Source organism: Vibrio sp. LQ2 (assembly GCF_023920125.1).
GTDB classification, from domain to species: Bacteria; Pseudomonadota; Gammaproteobacteria; order Enterobacterales; family Vibrionaceae; genus Vibrio; species Vibrio fluvialis.
Map to the genome: position 1 here is coordinate 1,835,405 of NZ_CP085308.1, position 18,303 is coordinate 1,853,707.

General features: G+C 51.2%; 20 protein-coding genes. 10 read left to right on the forward strand and 10 right to left on the reverse strand.

The genetic code is table 11. The annotated features are described in order from the left end of the window. Positions 1 to 40 precede the first annotated feature (40 nt). Positions 41 to 343: a YfcZ/YiiS family protein gene (locus tag LGV68_RS08600; RefSeq protein WP_020328973.1), complete on the reverse strand. Its 303-nt coding sequence runs from the start codon at positions 341 to 343 to the stop codon at positions 41 to 43. A 557-nt stretch (positions 344 to 900) separates the two neighbouring features. On the opposite strand from LGV68_RS08600, the gene LGV68_RS08605 reads away from it, so the two are divergent. Further along, positions 901 to 1,362, forward strand: coding sequence for a TetR family transcriptional regulator (locus tag LGV68_RS08605; protein ID WP_020328974.1), 462 nt, complete (start codon positions 901 to 903; stop codon positions 1,360 to 1,362). 64 nt (positions 1,363 to 1,426) lie between these two features. On the opposite strand, the gene LGV68_RS08610 is transcribed toward LGV68_RS08605, so the two are convergent. The 6 genes from LGV68_RS08610 to LGV68_RS08635 are packed head-to-tail and all read right to left on the reverse strand — an operon-like array spanning position 1,427 to position 5,982. Next, positions 1,427 to 2,209, reverse strand: coding sequence for a heme ABC transporter ATP-binding protein (locus tag LGV68_RS08610; RefSeq protein ID WP_047461025.1), 783 nt, complete (start codon positions 2,207 to 2,209; stop codon positions 1,427 to 1,429). Beyond that, positions 2,209 to 3,246, reverse strand: a complete 1,038-nt coding sequence (locus LGV68_RS08615; protein WP_154183183.1) for an iron ABC transporter permease — start codon at positions 3,244 to 3,246, stop codon at positions 2,209 to 2,211. The genes LGV68_RS08610 and LGV68_RS08615 overlap by 1 nt, the downstream gene beginning before the upstream one ends. Beyond that, on the reverse strand, positions 3,247 to 4,101 hold the full coding sequence (locus LGV68_RS08620) for an ABC transporter substrate-binding protein (protein ID WP_158129397.1): 855 nt from the start codon (positions 4,099 to 4,101) through the stop codon (positions 3,247 to 3,249). Positions 4,102 to 4,112: 11 nt separating this feature from the next. Beyond that, positions 4,113 to 4,529: a biopolymer transporter ExbD gene (locus tag LGV68_RS08625; RefSeq protein ID WP_024375210.1), complete on the reverse strand. Its 417-nt coding sequence runs from the start codon at positions 4,527 to 4,529 to the stop codon at positions 4,113 to 4,115. Then, positions 4,526 to 5,218, reverse strand: a complete 693-nt coding sequence (locus LGV68_RS08630) for a MotA/TolQ/ExbB proton channel family protein (protein WP_055452551.1) — start codon at positions 5,216 to 5,218, stop codon at positions 4,526 to 4,528. Before LGV68_RS08630 ends, LGV68_RS08625 begins: the two co-directional genes overlap by 4 nt. Beyond that, the gene (locus LGV68_RS08635) at positions 5,218 to 5,982 is read right to left on the reverse strand and encodes an energy transducer TonB (protein WP_252536536.1); all 765 of its coding nucleotides are present in this window, start codon (positions 5,980 to 5,982) and stop codon (positions 5,218 to 5,220) included. Before LGV68_RS08635 ends, LGV68_RS08630 begins: the two co-directional genes overlap by 1 nt. Positions 5,983 to 6,301: 319 nt before the next feature. Between LGV68_RS08635 and hutX the strand changes: the two genes are divergently transcribed. The 3 genes from hutX (at position 6,302) to LGV68_RS08650 (ending at position 9,834) form a co-directional block, all read left to right on the forward strand. Beyond that, the gene (hutX, locus tag LGV68_RS08640; RefSeq protein ID WP_252536537.1) at positions 6,302 to 6,805 is read left to right on the forward strand and encodes a heme utilization cystosolic carrier protein HutX; all 504 of its coding nucleotides are present in this window, start codon (positions 6,302 to 6,304) and stop codon (positions 6,803 to 6,805) included. 23 nt (positions 6,806 to 6,828) lie between these two features. Beyond that, positions 6,829 to 7,359, forward strand: a complete 531-nt coding sequence (gene hutZ, locus LGV68_RS08645) for a heme utilization protein HutZ (protein WP_047461044.1) — start codon at positions 6,829 to 6,831, stop codon at positions 7,357 to 7,359. Positions 7,360 to 7,710: 351 nt separating this feature from the next. Continuing rightward, positions 7,711 to 9,834, forward strand: coding sequence for a methyl-accepting chemotaxis protein (locus tag LGV68_RS08650; protein WP_238851094.1), 2,124 nt, complete (start codon positions 7,711 to 7,713; stop codon positions 9,832 to 9,834). Between the two features lie 55 nt (positions 9,835 to 9,889). Here LGV68_RS08650 and yjeH read toward each other — a convergent pair whose 3' ends face one another. Then, positions 9,890 to 11,149 (reverse strand): L-methionine/branched-chain amino acid transporter, encoded by a 1,260-nt coding sequence (yjeH, locus tag LGV68_RS08655; protein ID WP_252536539.1) that lies wholly within the window; start codon positions 11,147 to 11,149, stop codon positions 9,890 to 9,892. Positions 11,150 to 11,456: 307 nt separating this feature from the next. On the opposite strand from yjeH, the gene LGV68_RS08660 reads away from it, so the two are divergent. From LGV68_RS08660 to LGV68_RS08675, 4 genes are all read left to right on the forward strand, one after another. After that, on the forward strand, positions 11,457 to 11,906 hold the full coding sequence (locus LGV68_RS08660; RefSeq protein ID WP_020328986.1) for an Lrp/AsnC family transcriptional regulator: 450 nt from the start codon (positions 11,457 to 11,459) through the stop codon (positions 11,904 to 11,906). Beyond that, a complete protein-coding gene (locus tag LGV68_RS08665) occupies positions 11,907 to 12,281 on the forward strand; it encodes a nuclear transport factor 2 family protein (RefSeq protein ID WP_100267897.1) in 375 nt (124 codons plus the stop codon). Next, positions 12,274 to 13,200 (forward strand): LysR family transcriptional regulator, encoded by a 927-nt coding sequence (locus LGV68_RS08670; protein WP_252536541.1) that lies wholly within the window; start codon positions 12,274 to 12,276, stop codon positions 13,198 to 13,200. Before LGV68_RS08665 ends, LGV68_RS08670 begins: the two co-directional genes overlap by 8 nt. Before the next feature lie 73 nt (positions 13,201 to 13,273). Continuing rightward, positions 13,274 to 13,888, forward strand: coding sequence for a LysE family translocator (locus LGV68_RS08675; RefSeq protein ID WP_024375202.1), 615 nt, complete (start codon positions 13,274 to 13,276; stop codon positions 13,886 to 13,888). 107 nt (positions 13,889 to 13,995) lie between these two features. Here the strand turns inward: LGV68_RS08675 and LGV68_RS08680 are convergent, their stop codons facing one another. After that, positions 13,996 to 14,211 (reverse strand): hypothetical protein, encoded by a 216-nt coding sequence (locus LGV68_RS08680; protein WP_061055395.1) that lies wholly within the window; start codon positions 14,209 to 14,211, stop codon positions 13,996 to 13,998. A 277-nt stretch (positions 14,212 to 14,488) separates the two neighbouring features. Here LGV68_RS08680 and hcp point away from each other — a divergent pair, with 277 nt between their 5' ends. Both hcp and LGV68_RS08690 read left to right on the forward strand, forming a co-directional pair. Beyond that, positions 14,489 to 16,150: a hydroxylamine reductase gene (gene hcp, locus LGV68_RS08685; protein ID WP_252536542.1), complete on the forward strand. Its 1,662-nt coding sequence runs from the start codon at positions 14,489 to 14,491 to the stop codon at positions 16,148 to 16,150. A 49-nt stretch (positions 16,151 to 16,199) separates the two neighbouring features. After that, the gene (locus tag LGV68_RS08690) at positions 16,200 to 17,225 is read left to right on the forward strand and encodes a hybrid-cluster NAD(P)-dependent oxidoreductase (RefSeq protein WP_252536543.1); all 1,026 of its coding nucleotides are present in this window, start codon (positions 16,200 to 16,202) and stop codon (positions 17,223 to 17,225) included. Here the strand turns inward: LGV68_RS08690 and LGV68_RS08695 are convergent. Then, complete coding sequence (locus tag LGV68_RS08695; protein WP_229601561.1) at positions 17,222 to 18,037, reverse strand: EAL domain-containing protein; 816 nt, start codon at positions 18,035 to 18,037, stop codon at positions 17,222 to 17,224. The genes LGV68_RS08690 and LGV68_RS08695 overlap by 4 nt on opposite strands. Positions 18,038 to 18,303: the final 266 nt, after the last annotated feature.

The following is an 18,303-nucleotide window of genomic DNA, read 5'->3' on the forward strand; positions in this document are numbered from 1 at the left end:
CCAATCAAGCCCGTTAAATCTCGTTTGAATGACGGCGTAATTAACGCGCCAAAGAACGGGTCTTCAGTTCGAAAATCAGTTTTTCAGCACTCACTTCAAACTTAAAGCGCGCGTGCATTTCTTTTGCATTGTCAGCCAGTGGCAGAACTTCGTACTGTACATTCTCATTCACCTGTTTAGCGACAGCCAGGTATTTATCGAGTTCAGCGTTCAGTTGCTCCAGGCTCTCTGCGAAAATGGACACTTCTGCCACATCGTCGCCTTCACGAATGATGTAGCCCATTTCACCGGCCACGCCACACGCTTCGCACACTTCGGTTTCTACGTAGCTTTCGTTACTCATCTCATAATCCTCTTACAAAAGTTATGGTCATTTTAACCCTGTATGCAACCGTATTCCAGAGTCAGACCCCGCTGTTTTTCTGCCAATTAACAGTTTGATGTTTTGTATCAATAGACGCAGGGTATTGAGAGGAATGGCGAATATCTGACGGATAGATGTGACTTGAGTCAATTTTTTGTGAGTTAAGGTGCCATTATTTTGGCATAATGCTACCTATTTCATTGCTATAGCTTATGGATTGTAAGATTATCCCTACTCGAGGTAACAATATTTTGTCGTGATTTAAACGACGTTTAGTAGGGTGTTTTCATCCGTTCATTGTCGCCATTTCTGTCGCTCTCATGACGCATTCGGTTTGGCACACGGGTGTACTCAGGGCACTTGTGTGTTGTCATGAAGGCAGAGTGTAAGGCATTGATAAAAAGAAAAAATGAAATTTCTGTTCGCTAGGATGACCCGTTGAACCACGCGTATACAGTGTGGAACCCCATTAAGTTCAACGCGGGCATTTCATTGCAGAATAGACAATATGGATTTACATAAGAAGAGCCTTAACCATGCCAAAGCGTAGTAAAGAAGATACCGAAATCACGATTCAGAAGATCATGGACGCCGTCGTTGATCAGCTGTTGCGATTAGGGTACGACAAAATGTCATACACGACGTTAAGTCAGCAAACGGGTGTATCACGAACCGGGATTAGTCACCATTTCCCGAAGAAAACGGATTTTGCTTCAGCGCTGGATAGCCGCATTTTTAAAATGTTTGTCGAGCATCTGGATTTCGACAATGGCACAGATTCGTTCTCATCCAGCTGGATGAAAGCGTTAGACAATTCAGAGTTTCTCGCCATTCTTCGCCTGCTGTTCCACCACATTGTGACCGCAGAGCGAGCAGAAAGCTTTGCGTCCAACGGCATTGATCGTTTGTACCGCTTGGCGGACGAAAAGCTGGGCAATGGCAGTGACAGACAAGTGGAATGGCTGATCGGTAAATCACTGGTTACCATGAGCCAATAACCGGCAGGATTGAATAAAAAGGCCAACGTGAGTTGGCCTTTTTTATGCGCAGAATCTGAGAGCTCTAAGCCGCTGGATAAACCATCGGAAAATCGAGCTGTGGATGAGGCGCGACGATTGCCCGATAACCGTAAACCCGTTCAATCAGTTCGCTGTTAAGCGCCTGCCATGGCGGCGCATCGCACACCAGTTTGCCTTGATGCAGCAAAACCAGACGATCGGAATATTGTGCCGCGAGGTTGAGATCGTGCAGCACGACAATCACCGCACACGCTTCGTTGCGGGCTAAATCGCGCGCAATTCGCAGTGTATTATGCTGGTGGGCAAGGTCGAGCGCCGAAGTGGGTTCATCCAACATCAGTATTTTTTGCTCTCCCCCTTGATGCAATTGCGTCAACACGCGAGCCAAATGCAGGCGCTGCTTTTCACCGCCGGAAAGAGCCGGATACAAACGATCCGCCAAGTGAATCACATCGGTCTGGGTCATGTAATGACGCGCGAGCCTGCGTGTTTCCTGTTGCGAAGCATTGAGCGGAATCGCGCCCAGTTCCACCACTTCTTGCGCGGTAAAGGGAAAGCTCAGACTGCTACTCTGTGGCAGCAGACCAACATGACGGGCGAGATCAGAGGGTGACCACATCTCCCGCGCCTTGCCAAAAACGTGGATCGGCGTTCTGCTGTCGAGTTCACCACTCAGAAGTTTCAGCAGGGTACTTTTCCCGGCGCCGTTGGGGCCGAGTAGCGCAGTGACTTCACCCGAGCGAATTTCGATATCAATTTCATTCAGCACGGTGCGGGCGCCAAAATGGGCAGACAACCCCTGTGCCTGAAGGGCGATAGACGACATCAGAATATTTTTCCCTTTTGCTGAAACAGAAGATAGAGGAAGAAGGGCGCACCGACTAAGGCAGTGACGATACCGATCGGCAGCTCAGCCGGGGCTGCCGCGACGCGGGCAAACATGTCAGCGATGGTCAGCAAGAGCGCGCCAAGCAGCGCAGAAACGGGCAGCAGGTTGCGATGATCCGGCCCGACCAACATTCGACCGAGATGAGGCACCACCAGACCGACAAAGCCAATCATACCGGCGGCACTGACGGTAACGCCGACGCCGACCGCGCTGAGCACAATCAATGCTCGCTTGAGGCGCTGAATCGGAATCCCCAGATGGCGCGCTTCTGACTCGCCGAGCAGCAGAGCATTCAATGCCATCGCACGGCGGGTGAAGTAGAAGTACAAACCCAGTAACGTGATGCCACACAGCGTAATGCTTTGCCAGTTCGCACCGGCAAACGACCCCATGGACCACAAGGTGAGATCGCGCAGCATCTGATCGTCGGCGACGTAGTTCAGATAACCAATGCCCGCGCCGGATACGGCGCTGATCGCGACCCCGGCCAGCAACATGATGGTGACGGAAGTCCCGAATTTATTGGTGCCGAGTCGATACACCACAATGGTGGTCAGAGCGCCACCGAGAAAAGCGCACAGTGGCAGCGTGATCGCATTCATCCAACGCGCGTCAAAGTTGAGGTTGCCCAGCAGTACAATGGCCAGCGCGGCCCCCAAAGACGCTCCGGCAGAGACGCCGATGATGCCGGGCTCCGCCAATGGGTTGCGAAACAGCCCTTGCATCACGGTGCCACACAACGCGAGAATCGCGCCGACCAGCATACATAACAGGGTGCGTGGGAAACGAATCTCATGGATCACCAAATTAATGTGCTTGGCGATATCGTCACTTTGCAGCAGCAAGCTACTCAGGCTGTCACGGAAACTGATGTTCATGGGACCAACCGTGATGGAGTAAATGGCGGAAATCGCCACAATCAACCCCAACACCAGCGTGGTCAGATAAAGAGGAACCTGTCTTAACACGCGCATTTAACCCTGTGGATAGAGCAACGCCTGCAGGCGCTGCGCTTCTGCTAAGCTTTTGAGTCCCAAACCACCGACCAACGCGTGGCCATCGACAGTGATGATCTGTTTACTCTGACCTGCTGGTGTGGCGGCAAGCATTGGCATGGCCGCAAGAATAGCGTCGGCGCCGCCCATTTTGTCGTAGCTGCGGCCGCTAACCAGAATCACATCGGGTTGCATTTCAACCATGGCTTCCATCGACAACGGTTTGTATGATGTCAACTGGGTCGCCGCCGGGTTTACGCCGCCTGCGAGCGTGATCATCGCATCCGGTACCGTGTCACTGCCTGCAACGTTCGCTGCGCGTCCTTCATGGATCAGCAGAAACAACACTTTCTTGCGTGCTGATGCGTCTGGTTGGTGGGCTTGCAGCGCTTTAAGCGCATCGTTGACCTGTTGTTTCAGAGGACCAGCGGCCGTTTCGCTGTGGGTCAGGCTGGCAATCTGATCGATGCGTTGCAGTAAGCCTTGCGGGGTCGAATCACTGTTGATCACTTCAACGTCCACCCCGGCAGATTTGAGCTGGTTTAATGTGGTGTCAGGGCCCATTTCATTGGAGCCGAGTAGCTGCGTCGGCTCAAGCGCAAGCAGGCCTTCGGCAGACAGTTGACGATGATAACCGACCTTCGGCAATGCCAGAGAAGGTGGCGTCACACTGGTGACATCAATCCCGACCAGTTGCTGCTCCGCGCCAAGCGCCAGAATGAGTTCAGTCACGCTGCTACCTGCACTGATGATGCGTTCAGCGGCCAGAGTGGAAGAGGAAAAGGCAGTAAACGCAGTGGCCGCCAGCCACGCTACTCGAACGGTGGTTTTCATGGTGTGTCTCATTATTTCGATGGTTTTTCGGTTAACAGTTGAGTGGCTTGAATGCCGTTTTCCTGCAAAAAGGCCAGCAGTTTGACCAAATGTTGCACCTCGGCATTTTTATCGGCGCCGATGACGATTGGGCGCTGGTTATGTTTATGAGCCTCAAGCAGCGCGAGAGTGAAATTGTGCCAGTCGAGGTAGGCTTGGCCGTCAATTGCCCAGTAAGGCTCAGTCGCGGTGATGTTAATGGTCAGCGACTGAGACTCCACTGCGGTAACGACATCGGAATCGCTGGTGGGTAAGGTGACATCGAGCGAATCGAGCTTGACCGCAGCGGTCAGCATCAAAAACACCATCACGATAAAGATGATGTCGAGCAGCGGCGTCAGATCCGGCGTTAAGCCAAACTCGTTTTTGTGCGGTGCGCTTTTGATCATGATGAACTCACAGCAGGCGCAGCGGCGGTGTCTGACGAAGAACGGCGCGCGTCACTGGTATTAAGGCTGATACCTTCCAGCCACAGATTGACGTAGTTGAGCGTGTGCTCCAGTTTCGCCATCACTTTGTCGGCCCATAAGCTGAGTAACTGCGCGCCAGCGATGGCGGGCAGCGCAATCATGAGGCCTGCAGCGGTGGTGCGCATCGCAATGCCAAGACCATCGGCCAGATCGTTGGGCGTAATATTGCCGCTCGAAGCCGCTACACCTTTGAACATTTCAATCAGGCCCAGTACGGTGCCGAGCAAGCCAATTAACGGACTGATAACGCCAATCAGAGTGAGCAGGCGCAGCCCGGCATTGAGCTGATGGCGTTTTTCCTGCAGCCAGATTCCAGCTGCATCTTCGCGTAGCGCTTTGGGAAAGGCATGGTGGGCCAGTAGCATAGCCACTGCGCGGTAGAGCAGCGGGCGCTTGTCAGCCATTGACTCGGCTAACGCTTCCAATTCGGTGGCATTGGTTGGCGATACTTGGTTCAGGTGACGGCGGATGGCTCCTTTGCCGACGCCTAAACTGAGTATCACCTGAAAGGCGCGTTCAGCCAGGATCATGACGGTCAATGCTGAGCAGATTAGCAGGGGCCAGGTCATCAGACCGAGTTGTTGTTGCAATTGATGTAGTGGTTCCATTATCCATCCAACCTAAAACGAACGGGAATTTGCACTCGGTGAGCCAGCGCTTCACCGTTGATGATGTGTGGAGAAAACTTCCACTGTTTGATGGCATCCAGCGCGGATTGGTCCAACATCTCAGTACCGGAAGAAGATATTAAAATCTGTTTGATTTGGTGACCTTGTGCATCGAGCCACACTTCATAAGTGGCCACTCCTTCAATACCGCGCTTTTGTGCCAAACGTGGGTAATTGGGGCGAATCGGACGTGACACAAAAGAGGGGCGATCAACCAGGATTGGTGCAGCATTCGCGCCTTGGCTGCTTATCTCAGGCGCCGGCTTGGCTTTCGCTACGGTTTCAACGGGCGTAGCGGCTGGTGCAGTGTGAGTCACTGCCTGCGTTGTCTCTGATTTGTGCTTGACTGGCGGAGCCACAGGTTTTGATGTTTGCACTGTTTTATTGGACGCTGAACGAATGGGTTTTTGGGTCGCCGTTTTCGCTGTGAGTTTCTGTTTGTCAGCGCTTTGGGCGACCTTTTCTTTCGGCTTTTCAGGTGTTACTGCTGTGGTTTTAGGTTCGGGTTTGGCTGGCGATTTCGCAATGTTGTCCGCTTTAACCTGGGGCGTTGCTTGCGGCGCGGCGACAAAATTGATCGCGACCGAAGTGGATTGATTACCCGCAGGCATGGCGAGCGCGGTGGACTGTTTTGCCACCAACAGGAGTGAAGCGTGCAATGCAAGAGAAACGCCGCCTGCGACAAAATATCTTGGGAAATTCACTCTCAGCTCCGAAGCCCGTATCCATTTAATTTCAGAATTATCACTCAACATGCAAATAAGATCAATTATCAATTGCATTCTCATTTTAGTGTATCTATGATTTTGTCACTTTGTGTCAACGACTGCACTGGCAATGATTCAGCGGATTCGGATGAACTATTTGGTTTATCGACGGCTCCAATCATTCGACAGTCATCAAGGTTGCAGTCACATTAAAATGGTGACAAACCTGCAACAAGCACTCATCAGGCTGCACAATATTCAGATTGCACCAGTTCGTGGCCAGAGCGCTACGAGCCAGATAACAGTGGAAATAACTATGGAATCTCTACAACAACGAGTTGCAACGCTGCTTGAACAGGAACCGACACTGCTGACAGCCGCGATGGCTGAGCGACTCAATGTTTCCGAATTTGATGTGGTAAACGCCCTGCCAACGGAAATGGTGGCTGTGGTGGATGGCAGCGAAGCGGAAACGTTACTCAGCGATATCGCAGACTGGGGCACAGTGACCACTATTGTTCATTCGTTTGGTTCTATTTTCGAAGTTAAAGCGCCATTGCCGAAAGGGAAAATGGCACGTGGCTACTACAATTTAATGGGGCGTGATGGTCAACTGCATGGCCATTTAAAGCTCGATACGATTACGCATGTTGCGTTAGTCAGCAAACCGTTTATGGGGCGTGAAAGTCACTACTTTGGTTTTTTCAGTGCCCAGGGCGACAACATTTTTAAGGTATATCTGGGACGTGACGAAAAGCGTGAGCTGTTATCGGATCAGGTCATCCGCTTTAAAGCATTGCAACAACAACTACAAAAATAGTGATCGGTTTTAGGAGAAAGTAAATGGATCAGCAAGTTAAGCAGGAAAGACTGCAAGGACGTCTGGAGCCGGAAATTCAGGAGTTCCGCCAGGAGCGCTCAACGCTGCAATTGGCGACGGTCGATGCTGATGGGCGTCCAAACGTGAGCTATGCGCCGTTTGTGCAGAACCAGGAAGGCTACTTCATTCTGATCTCGCACATTGCCCGCCACGCTCGCAACCTCGACATCAATCCACAGGTGTCGATCATGATGATTGAAGATGAAAGTGCCGCGAAGCAGTTGTTTGCTCGCAAGCGTCTGACTTTTGATGCCGTGGCCAAAAGCGTTGCCCGTGACAGTTTGTTATGGCAACAAGTGATTGGTCAGATGAAAGCGCGCTTTGGCGAAATCATCGACGGACTCAGCCAGTTGGAAGACTTTACGCTCTACTGCCTAAAACCGGAGAAAGGTTTGTTCGTGAAAGGGTTTGGTCAGGCGTATCAGGTGTCCGGCGATGATCTGGTGGACTTTGTTCATCTGCAGGAAGGCCATCGCAAAATCTCTAACGGCTAAGCGTTTAAACCAGATTGTCAGGGGCTGCATTGCAGCCCTTTTTTGTTTCTTTCGCCGGGCCGTTATCTCTTCACCGCTTCCAGCGATTCGAGCTCATTTCTGTGCAGTATGGCGCTGAGCTTCACAATAATGGTGCGTTACGGTCAATAAATCGTCAATTCATGCTTTGAGTTGGTGCAAATTAAAATGAAACAATTCAATAACATAAGAGAATATGACTGCATTACTCATTAAGGAGTAGTGAAGTTGTTTTGAGAGAATATGAAATTCAGCACAGCGTATGGTTTCTCGGTTTTTGGAACAGGCTTTGCATTTATTAATTGAATAATCATACACATGGATGGTGAATTTATGCAGTTAACGGCAGCGGAGCGAGGATGGCTCCCTTGGCTGGGAAGTACCGGTAAACTGGCGATGCGCAAAGCGTGTTTTATGAATCGTAAACGCGTAGCCTCTCTTGAACAAACCTTTGAAAATATTGCCAATACGCGAGTACAGATCCTCACAACCTGGGCGGAAAACGAGTGGTCCTTTTTACACGATGCGGCGCTCTATCTGGCAACCAAAGCGACGCATGAATACCGCGAAACCCTGCATCGCTTGCTCAAGCGCAGCAGCGATTTTTCTGAACTGTTTATCGTGTCGCCGCAAGGACAGATCATCGACTCCACCTACCCGGCCCAACAAGGTAAGTCGGTCGCTTCGATGCCAGCTCTGCGTGCAGGGCTGACGCAGCCTTTTCTGCATGGACCTTATCGTGACGATGTCACGTTGGCGATCGGCCCGTCGAGCTCATTGTTTCACGATGAAGTGACGCTGATGTTCTATCAACCGCTCCGTAATGACGGTGAGCTGATTGGCTGTTTGTGCGGCCGTGTTCCTAATGATGTGATTGGCGACCTGATCCAGCGCGAGGCAGGTCATATCTACAGCGAATCGGGCGACAACTACCTGTTTATGGTGCAGTCGCAATTTGACCCGTCAATTCAACAGGGCGTGGCTCTGTCGCGCTCCCGTTTTGAAGACAACCGTTTTTCCCACGGCGAAAACCTCAAAGAGGGCGTCAATACGCGTTGGGGAGTGGTCAAAGTTCAGCGGCACACCGAATTTGAAGTTGTGTTCAACGATCCGGCAACCAACAAATTGCATCCCGGAGTTCGGGAAACGATCAACCACGGCAGCAACTTATTTGTGGAATATCCGGGCTATTCGGACTATCGCCACATTCCGGTCATCGGTAAAGGTGTGACCTTCACCATGCCGGGCTCGGTGGATCGTTGGGGCATGATGTGTGAATCGGATCTGGAAGAGGTGTATCGCCACCGTTCACTGGCGCAAAAGCTTGATCAACAGTTTACCCTGAGCATCTTTACGCCGCTGTTATTCCCGTTTCTGGTCAGCTATTGGTACCCGTTGCAAGAGTGGCAACTGCTGTTTTGCTCGTTGATTATGGGCGCGCTTGCGGTTGGAATGTTCCATATCGTGACTTCGCGTCCGATGGCCAAAAATTTGGAAAGCATGACGCAGGTGATGCAGGTGCTGGCGGAAGGCGATGGCAACCTGACCCGACGACTGGATGCCAGCCGATTCAAAGCCGATGAAACGGGCGATTTGGGGCGCTGGACCAACAGCTTCATTGACAGTTTAGAAGGCATCATTAAAGAGCTGGTGTTTGCCAGCCGGGAAGTGCAGAGCGTATCGGAATCGATGTTCCGCCGCAGTCAACTACTGCTTTCGACCAGCGACACGACGGCGACGTCCATCACCGATATGTTGTCACTGGCCGGCATTCAGAGCCAAGAGATCAACAGCGCCAACGATACCGCGAATGAGATGAACCTGTTAATGCAGGAGACCGTAGAAGCCGCGCAACTGGAGTATCAAAAAGCCGCGGAAAGTGCGCAGTCGATCAAAACCATCGTTCAGTCTTCCGCGCAAACGGTGAACGAAGTGAACAGCGAAATGCAGAAAATTGGCGGCATAGTGGCGCTTATCACGGAAATTACCGCGCAGACCAATCTCTTGGCCCTCAATGCCGCGATAGAAGCGGCGCGAGCGGGAGAACACGGTCGCGGCTTTTCCGTAGTGGCCGATGAAGTGCGGGTATTGGCGAACAAAACCTCGCAGGCGGCGAACAACATTGGCGAGTTGATGAAAGCCCTGCACAGCCAGTCGGAACTGGCGGTGAAATACATGCAGGAAGGGATCACGAACGTCGAAAATAGTACCCAGATCGTGGATGATTCCACGCGCAGCGAGCAATTACAGTCATCGGCAACGGGTCTGTTTACTTTGATCCAGGGAATTGCCCGCAACAGTGAAGAGCATCGGCAAACGGCGGATTCTGCTCAGCACACCGTAGTGAAATTGCAGGAAGCGTCATCACAACTGGCGCGGCGCACAACCTTAATGCAAAACTCGCTGCAACGGCTCGATCAATTGGTGGGCCGCTTTGAAGTGAGTAAAGCGTCGTAATATGGATGGTTCAGAAAAGAGAAAAGGCGGGAAATCCCGCCTTTTCTCTTTTCTGTTATTCGGATGTCGTTCGTGGTGAACGGGCTGATTTCTTCCATGGTACGGCGAGCAGAGTGAAGATGCCCAGAGCATAAAACATCGACCAACCTAAACAGATAAAAACACCCGTACACAGCAACAACGCGATGGCGGCTAACACTTTAGCAAAACCGCTGAGCAGCTTGTATGCGGCAAACATCGCCAGCAGGTAAACCAGCACAAAGATGCCGTTAGCCAGTTTAAGGAAAAATTCCAGATCCAGTCCCGACCACTCACCAAACACGCACGAGATCAGCAAAATGAACCCCACTATCCAGGTGGCGTGAGCCGGGACTCCGCGGCTGGAAAGTTTGGCCGCGGCGCTGTGTGGGCGATATTCGCGCGCCTGCGCCCATACCATACGAGACAAGCTTTGGGTATAAAGGTTGATGCTGGCAAAGCAGGCGAAAAAGCCAACCAGACTGATCAGAGTGGCTGCTTTGGCACCGAACAGTTTGTCACTCAGCCAGGGAATTGAGGCGCTGTCAAATTGCGGGCTGCCATAAGCGCCGAATTTGAGAATGACCACCGAGCACGCCCAGTAAGTCGCACCAGCAACGAAGCAGCCCACCAGAATCGCGATAGGAAAATCGCGCTGTGGATTCTTAAACTCTTCCCCCATGTGGGCAAAGGCTTCGATGCCGACAAAACACCAGAACATCACGCCCAATGCTGCACCAATCGGCCACAGAGCTGTTTGAGTCAGTGCTGGCATCACCAGATCGTCACGTCTCACATCGCCGATAACGAAAAACGAGGCAACCAGAGCGAAGATACTTAGCGCGATGACCGTCTGCAGACGGCCGGAGGATTTGGTACCGGCCAGATTGACCCCAATCAGCAACGCAACAGTGATCCCCTGTGCTAAAAGTGCATGATTGAGTGGTGCCGGTAACAGTTGCTGTAAAAACCCGGCAGCTAAAGCAACAGCTGCGGGAACGCCTACAGGAATGACGCTAACAAAAAGCCAAGCGACGGCGCGCTCAAGGCGGGCATTAAACGCTTGTCGGACGAAATAGGCTGTGCCGCCGGCGTTGGGGTAGCGTTTACCCAGTGCGGCGAAAGTCAGGGCAATTGGACAGATGGCAACAAACAGGATAAGCCAAGCCCACAATGAAAACTCGCCGGCGATGCCTGCCGCGATGGCCGGAATCATAAATAAGCCGGTACCCATTAAGGTCGTGGAAAGCTGGCCGATACCGGATAGCAGCGTAATGTCTTGTCTGAGTTGTTGCACGTTCTTGTTCCCTGATTTTTATTCTTCTTCCCGGCCTTGATGGCGTTGAACCTGCGGCGGGTTAATGGCTGAAAGGATACTCTGAAGCGCAATGTGATGCAGCTGACAAAATGGCTGGCTTTCACGTCAAAGTGACGCATTTTCTCGGTTTGGCCGTCAAATTGACGGTGAAACTGATTGGATAGTGTGAGAACAAGTGGTCTCGTGTGAAAATTTGTGTCAAATTAGCGAGGAATCAACGGGATAAGTTGGTGGTTTTTCGACGTGGGATAGAGCAGAAAAACCAGTTTGGGTGGAAATAATAACAATGGATAAATTTGACAATCAGATCATCGACTTACTTCGGCGCGATGCCCGTATGTCCGTTAGCGACATCGCCCGTGAAGTCAGTCTTTCCCGTTCTGCCGTGACCGCTCGGATCAAAAAGCTCGAACAGGATAAAGTCATTCTGGGCTATCACGCTCAGGTGGCGCAGCCAGAAAAAAACAACAATGTGTGCGCTTACTTCGCGCTCAAGTTCGATACCTCGGCCAGTTTGCACTCGTGTGAGCGCTATGCTGAAAAGCTGTATCAAATTCCCGGCATCAAGTGGTGCCATGCCATCAGCGGCGAAACGGATTTGATGCTGTATGTGGAAGTGGAAAGCATGGCTGAACTCAATGCCATTCGCGATGAGCTACAGCTAAATCCTCAACTGCGCAATCTGATGACACATGCGGTACTCAAAGAATTTTTTAACACCACTAAGCAGGTCTGAATGAACGCACAACAAGTCGTCGAACACTACTGGCAAGCGATGGCCAGCAACGATTTCTTTAAGGCCAGCCAATGGCTGAGCGAGGATTGTGTGATTCATTGGCCGCAATCCAAAGAGCGCATTCATGGCCGCGATAATTTCGCTCGTATCAATAGCGAATATCCTGCCCATGGACGTTGGACATTCGCGGTTGAGAAGCTGATTGGCAGTGGCGAGGAAGTGGTCACTCACGTCAAGGTCAGCGATGGGGTCATTCAAGCCACGGCCATTACGTTCCATACGGTTGCCAACGGGCTGATTTGTCGTCAGGTTGAGTTCTGGCCGGATGACTATCCGGCTCCGGAGTGGCGCAAAGCCTGGGTCGAGTATGAATAACATTAACCTCAATCTGCTGCGCTCACTGAAAGTGCTGCTGGATGAGTGTCACGTCAGTCAGGCCGCCAACAAACTCAACATCACTCAGTCGGCAGTCAGTCGCCAGCTCAGCCAATTACGCGAACTGTTTGCAGATCCTCTGCTGGTGCGTGACGGTAACCAGCTGATCCCGACTCCGAAAGCGCTGCAGCTTCAGGCCAAATTAGAACACTGGTTTGTGGAACTGGACGAACTGATGGTGGAAGCTGAGTTTGAGCCTGCGCAGTGGAAAGGGGAGTTTGTCCTTGCTTCCAGTGATTATGTGGCGCAGTTTATTTTGCCGGAGATTGTCGAAGCAATGGCCGTGCAGTCACCGCAGGTATCGGTGAAATATTGTCTCTGGCAACCGGACTTGCTGTCGCAGATGGCCGAATCCGATATTCAACTCGCTTCTACCATGTCGCCGGAACCGCCGGTTGGCGTCTCCTCCGTGTTGATTGGCGCTGATTACCCGGTAGTCGCGATGCACAATCAGCACCCGTTGGCCGCTCAAGCCGAGCTCAGTGTGGAAGATTTGCTCAATTTTGCCCACATCAAAGTGATTGGGGGCGGCGACAAAGATACCTATATTGATCAAGCGCTGGCTAAATTGGGTCACCAGCGCCGCATTGCGCTCAAAGTTCCATTCTTCTCAGCGGCGTTTCGTTCCCTATGCCTGAGCCAGCATTTGATGGTGGTTCCGGAGCACATTGCCAGCAATCTGCAACATCATTACGACGTCGTCTACAAACGCCTGCCAGTGACGACGCCGCTGCATAAATACTGGTTGTTGTGGCATGCCAAATACGACAATCAGGCTTTCCATCAATGGGCGCGCAACCTTGTCCACGCCATCATGACAGAAACCTCGTATTCGATTGGTTATGACTATAAATCATAGCTTTTATGAGAATTGTTGATTTCAATTGATAGTTAATGCTTGTTAATGTCGTGGCTCCAGTAAGGAGTTTTGTATGACGTTTACCGTTTGGCTTTCCCTTTTCACGATTTGTATTCTTGGCGCGATGTCGCCTGGCCCTAGCTTGGCGATGGTCGCTAAACACAGTTTGGCTGGTGGACGCAAAAATGGTCTCGCAACGGCGTGGGCGCATGCCTTTGGTATCGGGGTGTATGCGTTTATCACGCTGATTGGTCTGGCTGTGGTGTTGCATCAGTCGCCGCTGCTGTTCAAAACCATCAGTTACGCCGGGGCGTTTTATCTTGCTTATCTGGGTTTGAATGCACTGCGCTCAAAAGGCGGCGTGGCTGCGAAGCTGGAATCGGGCGAGAGTGTCAGTGTATGGCAGTCGGCGCGTGAAGGCCTGATGATTTCACTACTCAGTCCTAAAATTGCGCTGTTTTTTATCGCACTGTTCAGCCAGTTTGTCGCGGTAGGTAACGAGTTTTCGAGCAAAGCGCTGATTGTCGTGACGCCGTTTGTGGTCGATGGTTTGTGGTATACCTTCATCACTTTTTTGCTCTCGAGCCCGAGACTGTTGGATAAACTGCGTGCCCGAGCGGTGCTGATTGACCGTTTGTCTGGTGTTGTGTTGATTGCGCTGGCACTGCGAGTCGTGATGACGGTGTGATCTTTTCCGTGGCTTGTTGCCACCTGTATCTGCAAGCCATGTTTTTTATCGCCAAAGAAAAGCCGCTGACAACTGAGTTGCCAGCGGCTTTTGCGTATTGGAATGGCTTATCGGCTTTGGCCTGAGACTTCTTCAAACTCGCCGTCAATCACGTTGCCTTGGTTACCCTGTGCCTGATAGAAAGGGCGGCGTTTCAGTTGCTTTTCCAGACGTTTGCCTGTGATGATGGCTGCGATTGTCAAGGGAATCGCCAGCAACAGGCTGAACATCAAAGCGAAGAATCCGGTGATCAGAGTCAGTGCGGTGACTAGAAATCGATACATGTTCTGCTCCTCTGTGTCATGAGTGGTTACTCTAACCGGGTCAAGATGAATCAAACATGAACAACATTATCCATGCGTTCATTAAAGTGGGAGTCATAATGACATGTTTGAGTTATTTGGTTTGTTTTTTAGTAAGTCCAAATGACCTTGTTAAATGTAATGAAAATGATAATTTTCAATAAATTCATATGGATAAAAACTGGCACGTAATATGCCATTAGAGCTTCGGAAAGAAAATAAGCGAGATGAACTCGCATCATAACTCTGGAGCTTCAATATGTTCTGTATTCAATGTGAACAAACCATTCAAACCCCGGTTGCTAAAGGCTGTGCCTATTCTCAAGGCATGTGTGGCAAAACGGCGGAAGTCTCAGATCTGCAAGACGTGCTGGTGTATTCACTGCAAGGTGTCTCTTTTTGGGCGAACTTGGGCCGCGCTTGCGGCGTCACCATCGAAGAGATTGACCAGTGGGCGCCGAAAGCGTTTTTCGCAACATTGACCAATGTGAACTTCGACCCGGAACGTATCATCGAATTTGCTCAGTTGTCTCATCAGTACAAACGTCAGTTAGAGCAACAGGTGCGTGCTGCTGCCACGCTGACTGGCTTTGAAATCCCGCCCTTGTCGGCGGCGGCGCAGTTTGAACTGCCACAAGATAAGGTGGCGCTGCTGGCATTTGCACCAACCGCTGCGGTTAACCGCGGCAAAGAGAGCCTGAATGAAGACATTATTGGCCTGCGTCTGCTGTGTTTGTACGGTCTAAAAGGCGCAGCCGCCTACCTGGAACATGCCCGCGTTCTGAGCCAGACCGACGACGCGGTTTACGCCGAATACCATCAGATCATGGCTTGGTTGGGTACCGACCCGACCGACATCAGCGAGTTGCTGAAGACAGCGATGCAAATCGGCATGATGAACTATCGCATCATGGAAATGCTGGATAAAGGTGAAACCGATACTTTCGGCCATCCGGCGCCGTCTCAGGTCAACGTAAAACCTGTCAAAGGCAAATGCATTCTGGTTTCAGGTCACGACCTGCACGATCTGGAAAAAATCCTGCAACAGACACAAGGCAAAGGCATTAACGTTTACACCAACGGTGAGATGCTGCCAGCTCATGGTTATCCTGAACTGAACAAATACCCGCACCTTGTCGGTAACTACGGCAGCGCGTGGCAGAATCAGCAGAAAGAGTTTGCTAATTTCCCCGGCGCGATTGTGATGACGTCGAACTGCCTGCTGAATCCGAACGTGGGCCAGTATGCCGATCGCCTGTTTACCCGCAGCATTGTCGGCTGGCCCGGTGTGGCGCATGTAGAAGGGGACGATTTCAGTGCCGTTATTGAGTGCGCGCTTGCCCAGCCAGGTTTCCAGCACGATGAAATTGAGCACTACATTACGGTCGGCTTTGGCCGCAACGCACTGATGGCTGCCGCACCAGCGGTGGTGGATCAGGTTAAGCAGGGCAACATCAAACACTTCTTCCTGGTGGGCGGTTGTGATGGCGACAAAGCGGAGCGCAGCTATTACACCGACTTCACCGCACAGGCACCGCAGGACAGTGTGATCCTCACTCTGGCGTGTGGCAAATTCCGCTTCAACAAAAATCAGTTCGGTGACATCAATGGTATTCCGCGCCTGCTGGATGTAGGCCAATGTAACGATGCGTACTCGGCGATTCAGCTGGCATTGGCACTGGCTGAGGAATTTGATTGTGGCGTGAACGATCTGCCGCTGACTCTGGTACTGTCCTGGTTTGAGCAAAAAGCGATTGTGATTTTGCTGACTCTACTCGCTCTGGGTGTGAAAGGGATTTACACCGGCCCGACTGCACCGGCTTTCCTGACGCCAAATCTGATGGCGGTTCTGCAAGAACAGTTTGATTTGCGCAGTATCACGACGGTTGAAAACGATTTGGCGACCATTCTCGCCGCGTAACAATACCTGGCCCTGCTTGCAGGGCCTATGAGCAAGAGGAGAAACATATATGTCTGCCTGGGCAGAACAAGACATTCTCGAATTAGTATGTGCGCGCAAATGGGCAGAAACCGCCGATTGTGTCAGCTTTGAGTTGGTATCACCTGATGCGTCTGTTGGGTTTGACTTCAAACCGGGGCAGTTTGCCAGCCTGGGTTTTGCTATTGCAGGACAAACCGAGTACCGCGCTTATTCCATCAGTTCAATGCCACAGCAGCCGGTATTACGATTCACTGTCAAACGTGTGGCTGGCGGCAAAGTGTCCGGCCATGTATTGGAGTCGCTCAGTCAGGGGGACGTGATTCGCGTGATGAAGCCGCAAGGACTATTTAACAATGTCGATTGCGCGGCGCGCGATAAAGTGGTGCTGATCAGTGCTGGCTGTGGTATTACGCCGGTCATGTCGATGGCGCGTTCGTGGCTGGAGCAGGGGAATGTGGACATCGACTTTCTGCATGTCGCGCGCAGTTTAACGGAAACGATCTACGCCAACGAGTTGGAGCAACTGGGTCAACAGTATCCGCAGTTTCATCTAAAGCTGCTGCTCAAAGAGGCTGGCAGCACTCAGCATGCGCAAGGGCGATTGGATCAATCCTGGCTCAATACGTTGATTCCGGATTTGCATCAGCGAACGGTGTATCTGTGCGGGCCAGTAGGTTTTATGCAGGATGTGAAGCGCTACCTTGAGGCGCTCGATTTCGATATGCAGCACTTCTATCAGGAGAGCTTTACTCCAACCGTGGCTGAGAACACGCAGGCTTCTGTGGCTGAATCGGTTCGTGTACGTGTCGATGCCTTCGGCGCTGACATAGAAGCGCCCAGCGAGAGTTTGCTGCTCGAAGCGCTGGAAACCGGGCAGTTGCCAATTATCGCCGCGTGTCGCAGTGGAATTTGTGGTTCGTGCAAGTGCCGCGTCACCTCGGGAACAGTGCGCAGCCACAGTCAGGAAACGTTGAGTGCTGACGAAATAGAGCAGGGCTATGTGCTGGCCTGTTCAACAGTGCTGGAATCCGATGTAGAAATCGCTCTGAATTAGCTGAGGGCCAGTGACAGCTGGCCTTCACTCTCTTGCGCATTACCTGCTAGATAGTCAACAAATTCACGCGCAGGCAGAGGTTTCGAATAGAGATAACCCTGAATGTAATCCACCCCAAGTTCACGCAAAATGTCGAGCTGTTCCTGAGTTTCAACGCCCTCCACGATCACCTGCATATCTAAGCTCTGCGCGAGTTGTAGCATCGACATCAACAAGTTGTTGAGATGTGGCTCATGCCCCAGATTCTTCACGAATACCCGGTCAATTTTTAATGTATCGAAGTGGAATTGACGCACAAAGTTGAGACCCGAATAACCGGTACCGAAATCGTCTACTAACAAACGGATGCCAGCCTGACTGAGTAGTTGAAAATTACGCTCAACCATGTTCAGCTCATGGTCGGTGAAATCGCCGTTTTCGGTGATCTCAAACGCGATGTGCTGGGCAAACTTCGAGTTGGTCATCACCCGCTCCACCATGCGATAGGTAAAGGCGACATCACACATCAGGCTACGGTCGATGTTGACACTGACGTATTTTCCCTGCATCAGATCCGGGTTGCGTTCAATCAACTTCAGCGCTTTCTCAATCACAAAGTCAGTCAGTTGTTCGATAAATCCGAGGCGCTCGGCGAGCGGAATAAAAATCGTTGGCGGGATCTGCCCTTGCGTCGGATGATTCCAGCGTAATAACGCTTCACAACCAGTTACCTTCTGCGTTGAAGCCTGAATAATAGGCTGAAAATGAACACTAAACTGTTTGTCTTTCAGTGCATGTAATATTGAGCTTTCCAGGCTCTGTTTCTGTATCACTTTTTTGCGTTTATACAGATATACAGAAAGAATGATGAAATAGACGCACAGTAAGATCCACGCCTCACTATACAAAAAATGAACGTAAGTTTTTGGGGTTAAATAAAATTCTAATACTAAAGGGAATACTTGAGATTTAAATCCTAATGTTTTAATTATCCCATCAGCTTGCTTATTTAAAACTGGGTTATCGTAGATTTTTATATCAAACGGAAGATGATGATGACCAATCATGTTGGTGACAAGTCTCGTCAGATAACGCGGTG